Below are 15,167 nucleotides of genomic sequence, written 5' to 3' on the forward strand. Positions count from 1 at the left end.
TTTAGAAAAGTGTCATGCTTGAGCCTAAAATGCCAGGGCCGTCGCATAGTATACTTGCTCTACCAGCAAAACCACCACTTTCTCGATGCTACATACTCCCCAATTGATACCCGCTGGACCTCTATTCTGGCAACAGGCTGCCCAGGCGTTTTTGCGCGCAGCCAGGGAGCAGGGCTGGGGACGTCAGCAAGAGCGGGATTTTTCTGCGGTGCGGGTCATCGTGCCTACCTATCAGCATGCCCACCTATTGCTGAGGGCGCTAGGGACAGTATTGCAGGGCAATTTCATCCCGCCACGCATACAGACCCTGTTTGCCCTGCTGGAAATGCAGGCGCCTGATGCTGCACCGCAAGGTAATAACGGTGGTGATGCCAGTGAGAGGCTCATGGGTTTGTATGCTGAATTGAGGCAACATCCATGGTTAAAGAAATTATTTGGTGCGCGCCGCAATACTGACTTGTTGCCACTGGCGCAAACACTGCTGACCTTGTCTGATGAATTGACCGCTGTCTTATTACCCACCATAGGCAAGGATAAAAGCAAGCTGGAAAAAGACTGGCAGGCAGCACTGGCGCAATTGCCTGCGCCTGCACAAGCCTTATTATCCGAAGAAACGCAACTGGTATGGTCGGTCTGGCAGAGCCAGCTCGATGGCAATGACCCGCAGGTAAAGCGTTATGCACAGTTATTGCAAATTGCTGCTCAGGCCAGTGAGCCTTTGCTGTGGATAGCGCCGACTTTGCCTAACCCCATGGAAAAAGCTTTTTTGCAGGCTTGGGCCAAAAAGCAAAGTGTATTACAAATCAGTCTGGACTGGCGCGCACATACGTTGCCGCAGCCGTATTATCATGCCTGGCCGGGTTTGCAGGATACGGGCAGCCAGCATCAGCAAGCACTGACCGAATATGTAGACACCTCCCATATCCGCCTGTGCCGCGCCACGTCGCTGGAAGATGAGGCGGTGCAGGGGGCACAAACCATCATCAACTGGCTGCAGGCCGGCAAGCAAAGTGTGGCCGTCGTGGCGCAAGACCGTGTCGTCTCCCGCCGCATACGCGCCTTGCTGGAACGCGCACAGATCATGGTGGCCGATGAAACCGGCTGGAAACTGTCTACTACCCGCGCTGCGGCGGCTATTGCCGCCTGGCTGGAAGTGGTGACGACGCGGGCCGATACCATGGCCTTGCTGGATTTCTTGAAGTCACCTTACCTGCTGTGGAAAGACCCGGACAATACTGAGCATGAGCAAGATGCCATCGCTGCCAAGGCCGATATGGTCATGCGTATAGAGTTGGTCTTGCGTCGTGCGAATGTGCTTGGTGGCTGGGAATCGGTATTGGCCGCGCTGGATGCGGGCAAGGATACCGGGCTAGCGAGCCGCTGGATCAGGTCCATGGCCAGGCAGGCTGGCAACTTCACAGGCAGGCGCAGTCTGTCTGAATGGAGTGCACTGAGTTTGCAGGTATTCTTTGACCTCTCCATGTTCAATGCCTTTCAGGCAGACCCGGCTGGTGCGCAAATCATACAACTGCTACAGAAGCTGCAGCTCGCCTGTCAGGATTTGAAAACCCCATTCACCTTTGCTGAATGGCGTGCCCTGATGAATCTGCAACTGGAGAGCACGGCATTTGTGTTCGCACATACCGACAAGCGCGTGGTGATGTTGCCGCTGAATGGCGCACGCCTGCGTCCTTTTGATGCGGTGTTGTTGGTTGGGGCGGATGCTTCACACCTGCCATCGCAGGCCAGCGAGATATTATTTTTCGCGAATGCAGTCAGGCGTGAATGTGGACTGGAAACACGCGAGTCGCGCCAGCAACAGCAATTGCGTGACTTTGCTGAGCTATTGCTGAGTAATACCGACATTGTTTTATCATGGCAGGGCAGCCTGAATGGCGAACATAATCCCGTCAGCCCCTGGCTGGAACAATTGGGCCTGACGCTGGAGCGTACCCAGCAAGGTGTGCTGGATAGTCATCCCCTTGATTTGCCGACCAGGACCATGCAAACCAACACTCAGCATATGCCCACGCCCTCTGCCGCTGCGTTGTTGCCTTCAACTTTATCTGCCAGTGCTTATACCAGCCTGGTGGTATGTCCCTACCAGTTTTTTGCCGGGCGCATGCTGGGTTTGAGTGCGCTGGATGAACTGTCAGACATGCCGGAAAAGCGTGACTATGGTGACTGGTTGCATGCCATCCTCAAGCGTTACCATGAAGAGTTGAAAGCCACTCAAGTCAATCAGCCAGGCGTGGACAAAGAAGCCTTGCTGCGTAACATATCCGCTGATTTTTTTGCCGATGTATTGCAAAAAAGCCCGGCGGCACTAGCTTATAGCGTACGCTGGGATAAAGTTATCCCCGCCTATGTCGCCTGGATGCAGGCACATGAAGAGGCTGGCTGGCAGTTTGACATGGGTGAAATCAAGAATGAAAAAACGCTGGAATGGCAGGGTGGCCAGATCATGTTGAAGGGTCGCATAGACCGCGTAGACAGAAACATGAATGGTGAAGTGGCGGTACTCGATTACAAGACCAAAAACCTGATCGACTTGCGCCGTAGACTCAAGGAAGGTGAAGATCACCAACTGCCGTTTTATGGCTTGTTGACGGATTTGCCTGTCAGTTCAGGCAGTTATGTGGCGCTGGAACTGAGCCAGGGTAAGGCTGGCGATGTAGCTGCCGACGATTTTGAACGCTGGGTTTCAGAATTGGCACTGGCGATTAAAACCAGTATGGCCGCGATACAGAAAGGTTCAAGTTTGCCAGCCCATGGTGTAGAAGCAAATTGCCAGTACTGCGAAATGCGTGGCCTTTGTCGTAAGGGGGCATGGTGATGAGCGAACCCCTGCAATACTCTCAGGCTTATGAAGTCAATGGTCAGGCAGTCAGTCATGCCTACTTTACAGCGACTGCCTGCGACCCGCGCCACAGCGTTGTCGTCGAAGCTTGTGCTGGCAGTGGAAAAACGTGGTTGCTTGTCTCGCGCATGTTACGCCTTTTGCTGGCGGGCGCTGAACCGGCAGAACTATTGGCGATTACCTTTACCCGCAAGGCTGCACAGGAAATGCGTGAGCGCCTCATGGATTTGCTGCATGAACTGGCGCTGGCAGATATCGCCCATGTGCGGCAATTGCTGACTGAGCGCGGTATTGCCGAGGCTGACTTGCAAAGTGTCATACCACTGGCACGTGGCTTGTATGAAAAAGTCTTATCCAGTCCGCAGTCACTATCACTGGACACCTTCCATAGCTGGTTCGGTCGCCTGATACAATTGGCACCGCTGGCATCTGGCGTGCCGCATGGCTTCACTTTGGTGGAAGCCAGTGGTGATATTCAGCGCGAAGCCTATGGTCAGCTCATGCAGATGCTGGCGCAGGAAGAGCATTCAGACATCAAGGAGGCGCTGCTATTCCTTTATCAGGAAATTGGGGATTTCAATGCACGCGAAATGCTGGAAGCCTTCCTCGACAAGCGGGCAGAATGGTGGGCCAGCAACCAGCAAATTGAGCTGGGTGGCCCGCTGGACTGGTTGCGTGATTTATGCGGTGCAGACCTGTATCAGGATGCGCGGCTCAGCATCTGGGAAGATGCTCAGTTATATCAACGCATTGCCCACATGGCCCTGGTATTGGGTCAGGGTTCAAAGAACAACCAGACCAATGCCAGCAAGATAGAGCAAGGCTTGACGGACGGCCCTAGCCTGGAAGCGTTTGCCATGATTTGCGATGGTTTCATCAATGGGCAGGGCAATATCCGCTCACACAATGTCAAGGTCAAGGCACTGATTGCCTCCATAGAAAAACATCTGGGCCTGGACCAGATAAATGCCTTTGAAGATGAATGCGAAGCGATAGTGCAGACGTTGAATCAACTGCAAAAACGCAGTGCAGAGAAAATGGTGATGCAAGTCAATGAAGCCTTGTTTTCTGTCGGCACCGCCTATCTTGAATGCTACCAAAGCCTGAAAGCTGACCAGCGGGTATTTGACTTTGCTGACCTTGAATGGCAGGCATATCGCCTGCTAAACAACGAAGAATATGCAGCCTATTTGCATAGCCGTCTTGATGCACGTTACAAACATATCTTGCTTGATGAATTCCAGGATACCAATCCCCTGCAATGGGGCATAGTGCAAGCCTGGTTGGAAGCTTATGGTGATGATGGTGCCAAGCCCAGTGTGTTTGTGGTGGGCGACCCCAAACAGTCTATCTATCGTTTCCGTCGCGCCGAACCGAGAGTGTTTACTGCCGCGCAAAATATGCTGGCGGCACAGGGTGCAAGGGTTTTGCGCACTAATCAAACACGTAGGAATGCACCAGCCATTGTTGACGTGCTCAATGTCAGTATGCGTGGCAACCCGCTGTTTCATGCGCAAACAACAGCTTCTGATGCAGATGGTGCAGTCTGGCGTTTGCCATTGATAGGTGCGGTCGTGTCTGATGTAATTGATGAAGTTGTTGAGGAAGAAGCTGCACCCACCCGCTTTCCCTTGCGCAATTCGTTGACGATACCACTGGAAGAGGTAGAAAACCAGCAACGCTATGAAGAAGGTAAACAAGTCGCGCAAGCCTTGCTGGGCATACGTGCCGGGCAGGGCGCAGAAGGTTTTCAATGGAGCGAGGTGATGTTGCTGGTCAAGCGCCGCACGCATTTGTCTGCCTATGAAAAAGCCTTGCGTGAAGCAGGTATTCCCTTTGTGTCCAGCCGTCGAGGCGGTTTGCTGGATGCGCTGGAAGTGCTGGACTTGATCGCGTTATTAAATTTCCTGATGACGCCAGGTGATAACCGTGCGCTGGCGCATGTCTTAAAGTCACCCATTATGGCAGCCAGTGATGATGATCTGATTGCGCTGGCATTGCGTGATGAAGCGACATGGTGGAAGCGCTTGCAATCTTTGGCTTTGCAGCAAGATGATTCTTATCCAGTTCTGCAACGTGCTGCAAAACTGTTACAGCAATGGATGGAAGCGTCGTATTATTTGCCCGTACATGATTTGCTGGATCGCATCTTGCATCAGGGTGAGGTGCTACAACGTTATGCGCAAGTATCTTTAGCTGCACAGCGCAGCCAGGTCATGGGGAATATCCATAGCTTTACCGAACTTGCTCTGAATCTGGATGCCGGGCGTTACCCCAGCCTGCCAAAATTTATCGCTGCCTTGGGTGCCTTGCGCCGAGGTGGCGACAGTGATGCACCGGACGAATCTGCGGTCGATAGTGCGGCTGACGCTGTACGTATCCTTACCATTCATAGCGCCAAGGGGCTGGAAGCAAAGATTGTCGTCATGCTGGACACCAATCACAGTGAGTCGATGAAGGACAGGATAGGTGTCCTGTGCCAATGGCCTTTGCAAGCTGGCGAGGAAAGGCATTTTTCTGTCTTTGGGAAGAAAGATCAGCGCGGTGCGGCACGTGACCGTTTTTTTGCGCAGGAAGAGGCCCAGGCCACGCAAGAAAACTGGAACCTCTTATATGTTGCCATCACCCGTGCCAAGCAGGTACTGATAGTTAGTGGGGTGCAGAATGGGAAAAAGCAGCCTGCCCCAAGTTGGTATGCTTACCTGGATCACGCAGAAGAAAAATTGCCGGGTGCAGCCAAAATAGAGAATGAAATACAGCAGAGCCAGTCATTTAGTCTTGCGGTATTTGAACCTCCTGCCATGCCTGCTGAAGAGTTAATCATGGAAGCAATCAGTGATGAACAACTGGAGGGCATAGCTCTGCACACCTTGATGGAGCGTTTGAGCAACAACGCAAAGACCTGGCCTATTGCCGTCCCAGATGCCGAAACCATCGCCGCTTGGCTGCCCTGTTCCAGCACTGTGGCAGCAGCAATACGCAAACAGGCTGAGTGTATATTCAGTAATTCTGCATTGCAGAAATTTTATGATCCTGCTGGATATGTATATGCACGCAATGAAATGGATGTGCTGGTTGAGCAAAAATTATTGCGGCTGGACCGGGTTGTGGTTTTTTCGCATGAAGTCTGGGTTCTGGATTACAAGCGCCAACTTTTGCCTGGACAGGACGCAGGCTATCGCCAGCAGTTGCTGGGCTATGTTGATGCCTTAAATCAGGTATTTTCTGATAAAACTGTCCATGCTGCACTTATTTTGAGTGATGGCAGCTTGATAGATCTGCTCTGAGAGAAAATTTACTCGTATAATTAATCAACTGAGTTAAATGCTGAGTTGCATACCCCTTTAAACACTGAGACATGATGATTTCCGAATTTGAATTGCTAGCTGAAAAAGTAACGCAGCTTTCCGTGCTGGCACATACCCTGCGCAGCGAAAATGCCAGGTTGCGTAACGATGTAACGTCCATGATGACGAAAAATGCAGACTTGCAACAACGCATGCAGCAGGCCCACGACCGCGTCTCCACCTTGCTGGCACAATTGCCGGCAGAAGTATTGAATGACAAGGAAGCGGCATGAGCGAAGTAAAAGTAATACAGGTCGATGTCAATATCATGGGCCAGAGCTACAAGCTCAGTTGCAAGGAAGGCGAGGACCGTGCCCTGCGCGAAGCTGCTGCCTATCTGGATGGCAAAATGTCTGCCATACGTGATGCTGCCAAAGTCAAGGGCACCGACAGGATAGCCGTAATGGCAGCACTGAGCATGACAACCGAGTTACTGGCCACCAAATCACCAGAAGGACCCTTGTCCGGCTTGTCTCTGGCAGAGGTGAAGCAAAAGATCCAGGATATGCATGAAATCATGGACCAGGCTTTGACTCCGCAAGAAAAACTATTTTGATCTGCCATCTTATTATTTAATTTAATCAAAATAACTAGCGACGCGCAGGCATTTCAATGTACACTTTAGTTCCCTGCCGTGTTCGCCAATGCCATATATTCCTTGAACCATTTTAGTGCATAGGCCGTGGAACATTATTCGATAGGTGTGAGCGTCGCTAGTCCGATGAACCCGAAATTGAATTGACCGTGGCCAACTTGAACCGCTCAGGTTCAGGATGCCGGCATAGCGGCATCGGTGGGGACTTATTCTGAACGGCTGTCATTTTCATGACAGCCGTTTTTTTATGTAAGATCAATCCGTGTTGTTGATGGTGAATATGTCCTTGATACCTAAATGTGCGACAATTTCCTTTTGTTTTTGCAGGTGCTTAACATGGCATATTGGTTGATGAAGTCTGAACCGGATGAGATCAGTATTGATGACGTCCTTGCTTTACCCAGTATCCCCTGGTTTGGCGTACGTAATTACCAGGCGCGGAATTTCATGCGTGACGGGATGCGCATTGGCGACGGCGTTCTGTTTTATCATTCCAGTTGTGCCGAACCTGGCATTGCCGGTTTGGCCGAGGTAGCCAGTACCGCGTATCCCGACCATACACAGTTTGAAAAAGACAGCAAATATTTTGATCCCAAGGCGACCCAGGAAACACCACGCTGGATGATGGTTGACGTCAAGGCCAAGCGCAAAACCCGCTTGCTGAGCCTGGCAGAACTCAGGACTTATCCAGAACTGGCTGATATGACGGTGCTGCAAAAAGGCAGTCGCCTGTCAATTACCCCGGTCAAGCCAGATGAGTGGCGATTTATCCAGAAACTGTTGAAGGAAAAGGTTTGAAATTTCCCCCATTTATCGCAAATCCTGTTGCAGAAATGACCGGGCCTTTGGCGGCCGCCAAATTCATCAAGGAAATCGGGCGCGGCAAGGATGGCGCACGCAGCATGACGCAGGAAGACGCTGCGACTTTATATACCGCCATGCTGGCAGGTCAGGTTTCTGACCTGGAGCTCGGCGGCATCTTGCTTTCCATGCGCATCAAGGGCGAATCAATAGACGAAATTGCAGGCTTTTTGCAAGCGGCGCACCCTTTTATCTTGCCGCTGCAAGCACCTGCAGATAGCCCTTATGCTCCAGTAGTGATACCTACCTATAACGGCGCCCGCAAGAAAGCTAATCTGACACCTTTGCTGGCCTTGTTGCTGGCACGGCTTGGTGTACCTGTACTGGTGCATGGTGTGCGCACAGATGCTGGTCGTGTCGCTACGGCTGAGATATTCCAGGCCCTGGGTTTGCCTCTGGCAACAACTCCAGAGCAGGTCCTGGAGCAGATGCATCAAAAGCAGCCAGCCTTTATGCCCATCGATGCCTTGTCGCCTGCAATGGCACATTTGCTGAGTCTGCGCCGTATTCTGGGGGTGCGCAATTCTACTCACACCCTGGTCAAGCTCTTGCAGCCTTTCATCGTGCCTGCCTTGCGTCTGAGTTCTTATACCCACCCTGAATATCTGCTGATGCTGCAAGACTATTTTACTCGCTGCGCACCTTTTGATGCCGGGGATGTGTTCCTCATGCGTGGTACTGAAGGTGAGGCTGTCGCCAGTACCGGTCGTGCCCAGCAGATAGACTGGTTTCACGCAGGGCAGAGTACTACCCTGGTGCCTGCGCAGCAAGAACCATTGGCCGAAGTGCCTGCAGTGCCTGACAGCATAGACGCTACAATCACAGCGGCCTGGATCAGGTCCGTGCTGGCTGGTGATATTGCCGTACCAGAAAATATTGCCGCACAAGTGGAGCATTGCGCCAGCATTGCACGGCGTTTGCGGCAACAAAATTAGGAGCTATATTTGCCATGGAAGCCGATGTAGTAGAAATGAATCCCAGTGTTCGTGACGATCCACGTTTGGATAAGGTATTGCGTTTTCTTGACAGTATAGGCATCACGGTTATTGAACGCGAATTGGAGCATGCTACATTCTTGCCTGGTCTTGATTTGGGGCCAGCTTGCATTTATGTCGATTATGGCAAACTCAAATATCCTGGTGATATGGTGCATGAAGCCGGACATCTTGCGGTAACACCATCTGCCAGCCGTGCCTTGATTGGCAGTGAGCAGCAGGAGAAAGACTGGCCGCCACAGGGCGAAGAAATCGCGGCTATTCTGTGGTCTCTGGCTGTGGCCAGGGAGCTTGATTTGCCGCTGGATTTTGTTTTTCACCCGAATGGGTATAAGGATGATTCCAGCTGGTTGATAGAGATGTTTGAGTCGGGTAATTTTATTGGCTTGCCGTTTCTGGAGTGGGCAGGATTGAGTCTGGGGGCGGTGCGGGCGGAGAAAGAGGGTAAACCTGCTTTTCCCAAAATGTTGAGGTGGATGCGGGAATAGCTTGGGGTTGTTTTGTTATGCTCTATGAAGGTGAGCGTCAATGCCGTAGTCCGTGATCTTACGTTGGGGTGCATCACAGAAATGGACGGTTAGTCAATTTGAAGCAATCCTATTAACAGCACTCCAGCGTGTTTTTAGCTGGAATCCAGAGGCGTTCGTAATATGCCGAGAGGCTTGCTAACTATAGTTTCGTATTATTTCGACTCTGTTTTTTCAAATACCTTCGCACGCAATTTTCGATCGCAGGCCAAAACCAAAACCGTCACGACAATCGTCCATATTGCGACACACTCTTTAGTACTCCGAAACACGTCACCCATAAAAAACGCCGGATCACTCCGGCGTTTTTTATGGGCTTAACAAATGATCAGAAGTTAGCCTTGAACTGCACGCCATAGCTGCGTGGTTCGTTCAGGATACCTGTCAGGTTGTTGAAGTCGATGGCGGCGATGACTTGTTGCTTGTTGGTGATGTTGCGACCATAGGCAGCCAGTTCATATTTGCCGTCAGCCCACATATAGCCTACACGTACGCCACCTTCCAGCATGGATTTGGCTTTGTATTCCTTGGCTTCGTACAAGAACATATTGTATGAGTCTTTGTAAGACCAGTCGGTGTTGGCGTACAGTGTGCCATCGCCGATTTGCGTGGAATAACGCAGCGAGAAGTTACCTACCCATTTAGGCGCGCGTGGTAGTGGGTTACCGCCGATCAGCACTGTACCGGCGATAGGGCCGGCAGGGTTGGTGACTGTACAGCCGTTACCGCAAGGTGCAACGAACAGCTTGGCATCTCTGATCTCTGTGTCGTTGTAACTGATACCCACTGTGGTTTTCCAGTTGCGACTCAGGTTGGCTTGCAAATCCATTTCAACACCCTGACCAACGGCTTTGTCTGCATTCACCAGTTTGTTCTGGTTCACACTGCCGCTACCTGCGGTCAACTGCAAGTCTTTGGCAGTGTACTGGAATACAGTAGCGCTGATACGCGCTGTGTTATCCAGGATGTCTTTCTTGATACCAGCTTCGAATGACAGGGTCTTTTCTGAATTAGCGACGGAGATGCTGTCGCCAAACAGGACGCGACCCTGGATACTCGGCGCACGATAACCGGTTGCAATTCGGGCAAACACTGAAGTTGCCTTGTCCAGTGTGTAGTTGGCGCCCAAATCCCAACTGATGTTGGTGGAAGATGGATTGGCTCTGAGTACAGGTGTGCCTGGTGTGCCCAATGCTGAGCCTGGTGTCCAGGTGCGTTGTGCGTCAAATTCTTTTTTATCGCTGGTGTAACGAAGGCCACCACGCAGTTTGAACTGATCGTTGACGGCATAGTTCAAGGTACCAAAGGCAGCCCAGGACTTGGCATTCTGGTGTTGTACCGCGTAGCCATTTTGTGGATTGCCAGGTGCAAAAGAATCATAGTTGAAGCTGTCAACTTGCAAGTCTTCGCTGAAATAATACAAGCCACCTATCCATTGCAATGGGTCTTTGGTATTGGATTCAACACGGAACTCTTGGGTAATCTGCTTCAGGTTAGGCAAGCCATCGGCTGTTTCAGCAGGGAAGGGAATGAAGCCTGGGCCCATGGTAGGCATGAAAGACGCGCCATAGCCACCGTCAACGTCAGCACGGCTATAGAACTTTGCCTTGTCATACGCAGTAATGGAATGCAGGCTCATGCCCGGCATATCCCAGCGCAAGCGCAAGCTGCCACCAGACGATTCCAGGTTTTGCGAATTCAAGCCATCGGTAGGATAGTTGGAATAGTTAAAACCTGGCACCAATTCATTCGTGCCTTTTTGGATGATGTTGGCGCGGAACAGGGTGGCGTTGCCAGACATGTCACGGCCATGCAAATTCACCAAAGCGCTGAAATCACCGCTCTTATACGAGAATTGCAGGCGTGCTGCGTTGTCGCGATAACCTTCGAGATTTTTCTCGCCAGTAGAACGCGGATTGGTAACACGGTCATCGCGGCTCTGGGATTGGCCAGAGAAGCGCATCGCCCATTCCTGGCTCAAAGGAACGTTGATGGCGCCTTCCAGGTTGATGGCCTTGTCATTACCAAAACCGAGGTTGGCATAACCTTCCAGGCGGCGGGTAGGCTTGGCCGAGTCAAACTTTAAAACACCGGCTGGAGAGTTGCGACCAAACAGAGTACCTTGTGGGCCACGCAGGATTTCGACCTGGTCTACGTCAAATACCGGGAAGCCTTTCAGCATTGGGCTTTCTTGTACGACTTCGTCATACACCAGACCAACGGGTTGAGATGCATTCAAATCGAAATCGGTATTGCCCAAGCCGCGGATATAGAAACGTGGGAAAGAACGACCAAAATCGGATTCCACGTTCAAACTAGGTACGCGTGCCGCCAGGAAGCGAATATCCTGGCCGCTGGCATTATAGGTATCGAGCGCTTCGCCTTTGATGGCAGAAATCGACATCGGTACTTCTTTGATGTTTTCTGCGCGGCGGTTAGCGGTAACGATGACAGTTTCCAGTTGTGTACCGTCATTTTTGGCGGCAGGCTTGGCATCCTGAGCCCAGGCAGATTGCAGGGGGAAGGCAGCCGCGACCGCCAAGGCGATAACGCTCAAGCTGACACTCTTGTGCAGTTGCTGAGAAATGGTTTTGCGCATGGTAAGTTCCCAAGTTGAGTTAAACAATGGTGTTCTGAAATGGTGCATATGCACCATCCCTGAATTGGGGCGTGTCGAAATCGGGGATTTCGCTACGAGTGCCACGCAAACGTTTGCGTAATCGTTTGCGTGACGGCGAATCTGTTATCTCTCTAGCCAGCAAACAAGTCAAGAATTACTTAAATTCAAAGAAGCAAATATCTTTTTTGCTGTAAAAATGTTGCGGATTTCAAACAAAAATATTGCTATTTGGAATTATATTTAACTGTGAACCTGTTTCAATTAATGCTCAAAAATGGGGCAATAAAAAGTCTGATGCTCCCAAGTGGTCTTGCTGCCGACCAAGCTTGTCATGAAAATTTTCATGGCAAGGCAGAATATTGAAAAAAACACTGGTATGAAGGACCTTGATTGCATGACCGGAATTGTTGAAAATGCCTGTGTCTCCTATACTACTTTTTCTTGTGTTCACTAACGCCATAGCATTATACATTTTCCGCTGCAAAGTCGGCATTCTCTGTTGAGTTTTACTCCGGTTTCGGACTTGCTACATGTTCACCAGCAGGTCGCCAGCAGCCTAGCCAGTGCTCCCATACTTGACCTTGTTTGCCACTCCCTTTTATCCTTGCTGACCTGTGTAGATCATCGAGGAATTCCACAGACATTTTCCTGTTACTCAGTTGTGTCAGGTATTTTTTAGCCGTATTTTCGCTGCTGATATTGATCTCGTTCAGCGTCTTCATGCGCACCAGTTCAAACAGGCAGGATTCATCAGTGCAACAGTCTGCCTGTTTGTCATTACCCATCAGTTCATTGTAGACATCCTGAGTGGCTTTTTTTACGTCGGCCTGGGTTTCATGCTTGATCAGGTATTTGATGACAGGCAGCATATTACGGTCTTTTACCTGCCTTAATGCATAGGCCGAATAAGAACTGTGGGTTTTCATTTGCAGATAGCCCCGCATGAAATCTCTTTCATTTTCAGCGTGCATCAAATCTGCCATCCATACTGGCCAGTGCGTATCTTCGGGAATGCGACCCTGGGCCCAGAGTGCAAACAAGGCTTTGTTTGAGCGGGCTTTGCGGATGTCTTTGATGTAGGGATATTTTAGGCGATAACGCAGATTGGGCATCCAGATTGCGTCATACGGACCAAATGATTGCTCGCCCGTAATCAGGCTGGAATACAGGGAAAAAAATTCGACTTGTACTGCGCCATTTTTCTCTTTTTCAAAAAGTGTCAGAGCATCCTTGTGGAAGCGGTCTGGATATTGCATGGCCATGGAACGCAGAATAAAAGACCGGCGGTGAGCATCGTTATCACTCTTGGCCATTTCTAGCCAGTGCTCGTATGGAACCTTGAAGCGATATGCCAAGGCTGCATAGCCATACATGTACTTGCGCCACAAAGCATTATCGGCGGTCTTGTAGAGATTCATCAAGAAGTCTTTTTCTGCAGCCAGTTGGGCTGGGTTGCTGTCTTCCCCTACAAAGGTCAGTAAAAAAGTGGGCAGGATAGATGCAGTGCCAGCCGTCTTTGCCTGGGCCAGCAAGTTCTCGCGAAAGCGCCGGGTGACCGGGACTTCAGTCGCGTACATTCTGGGTTCACTCAGATTGGGAACTACCATGCCTAGCGCATCACGCGCCATCACGCTGTCTGCACTATCGTTAATGCGACTTTTGATCAGTTCGCGGGCCTTCGCAGTACCTATGCTTCGCAAAGCCATGATGACAAAATGGCGGGTAAAATCATTTTTACTGCCCAGGTATTTTTCCAGCAATTGCACTGTTGCCTCTGCCTGGTCTGACATGACCAGCGCATAAATATGCAGCATCGCCAGGTCATCGGCACGCATGCCTGCGGGCATATCCTTGGGCAGATCTTGTATCGCAAACGGCCCAGTAGTGCCACTCAAGAATTCTTCCAGGCGGGCACGGCTATTAATCAAGCCACCGTCAGGTATACGCAAGGCTTGTCTGGCAGCCGCGGCAATGCTAAAGCCTGCATAAGACAGATTCTTGGGCAGCTTGGCGAAGTACAAGCCTTCACTTGCCATGCCAAATGGGCGGCCTATCAAGGTTGAATAAAACAGGCGTGCTTCTATCGACAAATGTTGATTGTTTTGTCTGTCATCAGGGTAGTCCAAAGTATCCAGTTTTGCCGTACTGCTTTGTACGCCCACATTTGTCGCCTGCGCAAGTGTGGAATAGTTTGCGCCCAATGCCAGCAAGAAGGTCGCAACTGCAAGAGAAAATTTTTTCATTCGGCGGACTTCTTTACGCTAACATCCGCGTCGGTTGCAGTGCTACGCGCTACAGTAACACCGATAGTCAGGCGCAGGTTTATAGATTGAGAGCCTAAAGATTCTATGGCATCCGTGTTCAGTTGCGTGCCATTTTCAATGATGGAAATATGCTGCGCATTTTTATAGCCATCACGGTTGCTGAAGGGCTCGGTCTGTATCGATGCAGACTGCGCATTGACTTTGCCTTTGCAGATGGCTTTGTTATCTTGCGGACAGATTTTTTGCACTTCCTTTTGTATGTAGCGCAACACCAGATCGTTCAGCATCGCATCCTGTTTGGTGATACGGTAAAAACTCAGGTTTTTATATTCCCTTCTACTGTAGGCGTCTATGCCCGCATCCTTACCATATCTGTCCATGCCGAGTTTGAGTAATTTTTCTATGGCATCATCCGCATTGGCTGCGAGCGGGAACTCTGCTTCTATGCGTTGCACCTGTATAAAAGGAAATTTTGTCTGCGCATCATTGGCCTTTTCCGGATTACGTGTTGCCCTCAATCTTTCTTTTTCCAGCAAGTTGCCACCCTTGCTTTCGACGTAGGCACGTATGGCAGCCATCTGCTCGTCCAGCTGATCACTGCCATCCTTGGGGCGTATGCTTTCTGCACTATCGCCGCCGCTAATGACCAGGCGATTTGGCAATAACTGATCGCCGCATGTCAGGCTGTGGAAATCATATGCCGGGATATTTGGGGTGGCGGGAATAGCAAGTATTTTTTCTGCAAAACTGCTAAATGAGTTTGCTACCAGAAAGCAGAAAATGAGGCATTTTGCAATGGCTAATGGGTGCATGACGGATTTTTTGAATATTGAAGGTGAAAAGTAAATGCTTTCAATTTTGACGCCAATTTTTAGTTTATTGTAATTGTCTTTCTGCCTAACGTCATGGTTGAGGCGCAATTGCGCTTGAATTTATTAAATATCACTTACGCAACAATGCCCATGCAAGGCCGTCGCTTTAGGAATCCATCCTTGCAAGAGTGGTTCTTTACGTCGGCAAACAATATATTGTCTGAAGCCCCAACTACACCGTAGCGACGAAGACAGCTCTTTAGTATCGCTAGGTCGTACCTACGCG

Annotated in this window: 10 protein-coding genes and 1 other RNA gene; 8 read left to right on the plus strand and 3 right to left on the minus strand. The window is 50.5% G+C overall.

The window, feature by feature from the left end; all coding sequences use genetic code 11:
* The first annotated feature begins 85 nt into the window (after window positions 1–85).
* The 8 genes from H8L47_RS19545 to H8L47_RS19580 all read left to right on the plus strand — a co-directional run bounded on the left by H8L47_RS19545 (window position 86) and on the right by H8L47_RS19580 (window position 9,146).
* Window positions 86–2,836 (plus strand): PD-(D/E)XK nuclease family protein, encoded by a 2,751-nt coding sequence (locus H8L47_RS19545; RefSeq protein WP_186955289.1) that lies wholly within the window; start codon window positions 86–88, stop codon window positions 2,834–2,836.
* Entirely contained in the window at window positions 2,836–6,147 is a 3,312-nt protein-coding gene (locus tag H8L47_RS19550) for a UvrD-helicase domain-containing protein (protein ID WP_329605473.1), read from the plus strand. Before H8L47_RS19545 ends, H8L47_RS19550 begins: the two co-directional genes overlap by 1 nt.
* A 74-nt stretch (window positions 6,148–6,221) precedes the next feature.
* Window positions 6,222–6,440, plus strand: coding sequence for a DUF904 domain-containing protein (locus tag H8L47_RS19555; protein WP_186955291.1), 219 nt, complete (start codon window positions 6,222–6,224; stop codon window positions 6,438–6,440).
* Complete coding sequence (locus H8L47_RS19560; protein WP_186955292.1) at window positions 6,437–6,763, plus strand: cell division protein ZapA; 327 nt, start codon at window positions 6,437–6,439, stop codon at window positions 6,761–6,763. The genes H8L47_RS19555 and H8L47_RS19560 overlap by 4 nt, the downstream gene beginning before the upstream one ends.
* Window positions 6,764–6,830: 67 nt before the next feature.
* Window positions 6,831–7,011: non-coding RNA, 6S RNA (gene ssrS, locus H8L47_RS19565), on the plus strand.
* Between the two features lie 127 nt (window positions 7,012–7,138).
* Window positions 7,139–7,600 carry an EVE domain-containing protein gene (locus tag H8L47_RS19570; RefSeq protein WP_186955293.1) on the plus strand — a complete coding sequence of 154 codons (462 nt, stop codon included), beginning with the start codon at window positions 7,139–7,141 and terminating at the stop codon, window positions 7,598–7,600.
* Window positions 7,601–7,635: 35 nt separating this feature from the next.
* The gene (gene ybiB / locus H8L47_RS19575) at window positions 7,636–8,598 is read left to right on the plus strand and encodes a DNA-binding protein YbiB (protein ID WP_186955408.1); all 963 of its coding nucleotides are present in this window, start codon (window positions 7,636–7,638) and stop codon (window positions 8,596–8,598) included.
* A gap of 14 nt (window positions 8,599–8,612) precedes the next feature.
* Window positions 8,613–9,146, plus strand: coding sequence for a hypothetical protein (locus H8L47_RS19580; protein WP_222616611.1), 534 nt, complete (start codon window positions 8,613–8,615; stop codon window positions 9,144–9,146).
* A 367-nt stretch (window positions 9,147–9,513) separates the two neighbouring features.
* Here H8L47_RS19580 and H8L47_RS19585 read toward each other — a convergent pair whose 3' ends face one another.
* The 3 genes from H8L47_RS19585 to H8L47_RS19595 form a co-directional block, all read right to left on the minus strand.
* Window positions 9,514–11,784, minus strand: coding sequence for a TonB-dependent receptor (locus H8L47_RS19585; RefSeq protein WP_186955294.1), 2,271 nt, complete (start codon window positions 11,782–11,784; stop codon window positions 9,514–9,516).
* A gap of 527 nt (window positions 11,785–12,311) precedes the next feature.
* A complete protein-coding gene (locus tag H8L47_RS19590) occupies window positions 12,312–14,048 on the minus strand; it encodes a HEAT repeat domain-containing protein (protein WP_186955295.1) in 1,737 nt (578 codons plus the stop codon).
* Window positions 14,045–14,881, minus strand: coding sequence for a hypothetical protein (locus tag H8L47_RS19595; protein WP_186955296.1), 837 nt, complete (start codon window positions 14,879–14,881; stop codon window positions 14,045–14,047). Before H8L47_RS19595 ends, H8L47_RS19590 begins: the two co-directional genes overlap by 4 nt.
* Between the last annotated feature and the right edge of the window lie 286 nt (window positions 14,882–15,167).

The sequence above is a fragment of the Undibacterium umbellatum genome (genome assembly GCF_014284125.1).
GTDB classification, from domain to species: Bacteria; Pseudomonadota; Gammaproteobacteria; order Burkholderiales; family Burkholderiaceae_D; genus Undibacterium; species Undibacterium umbellatum.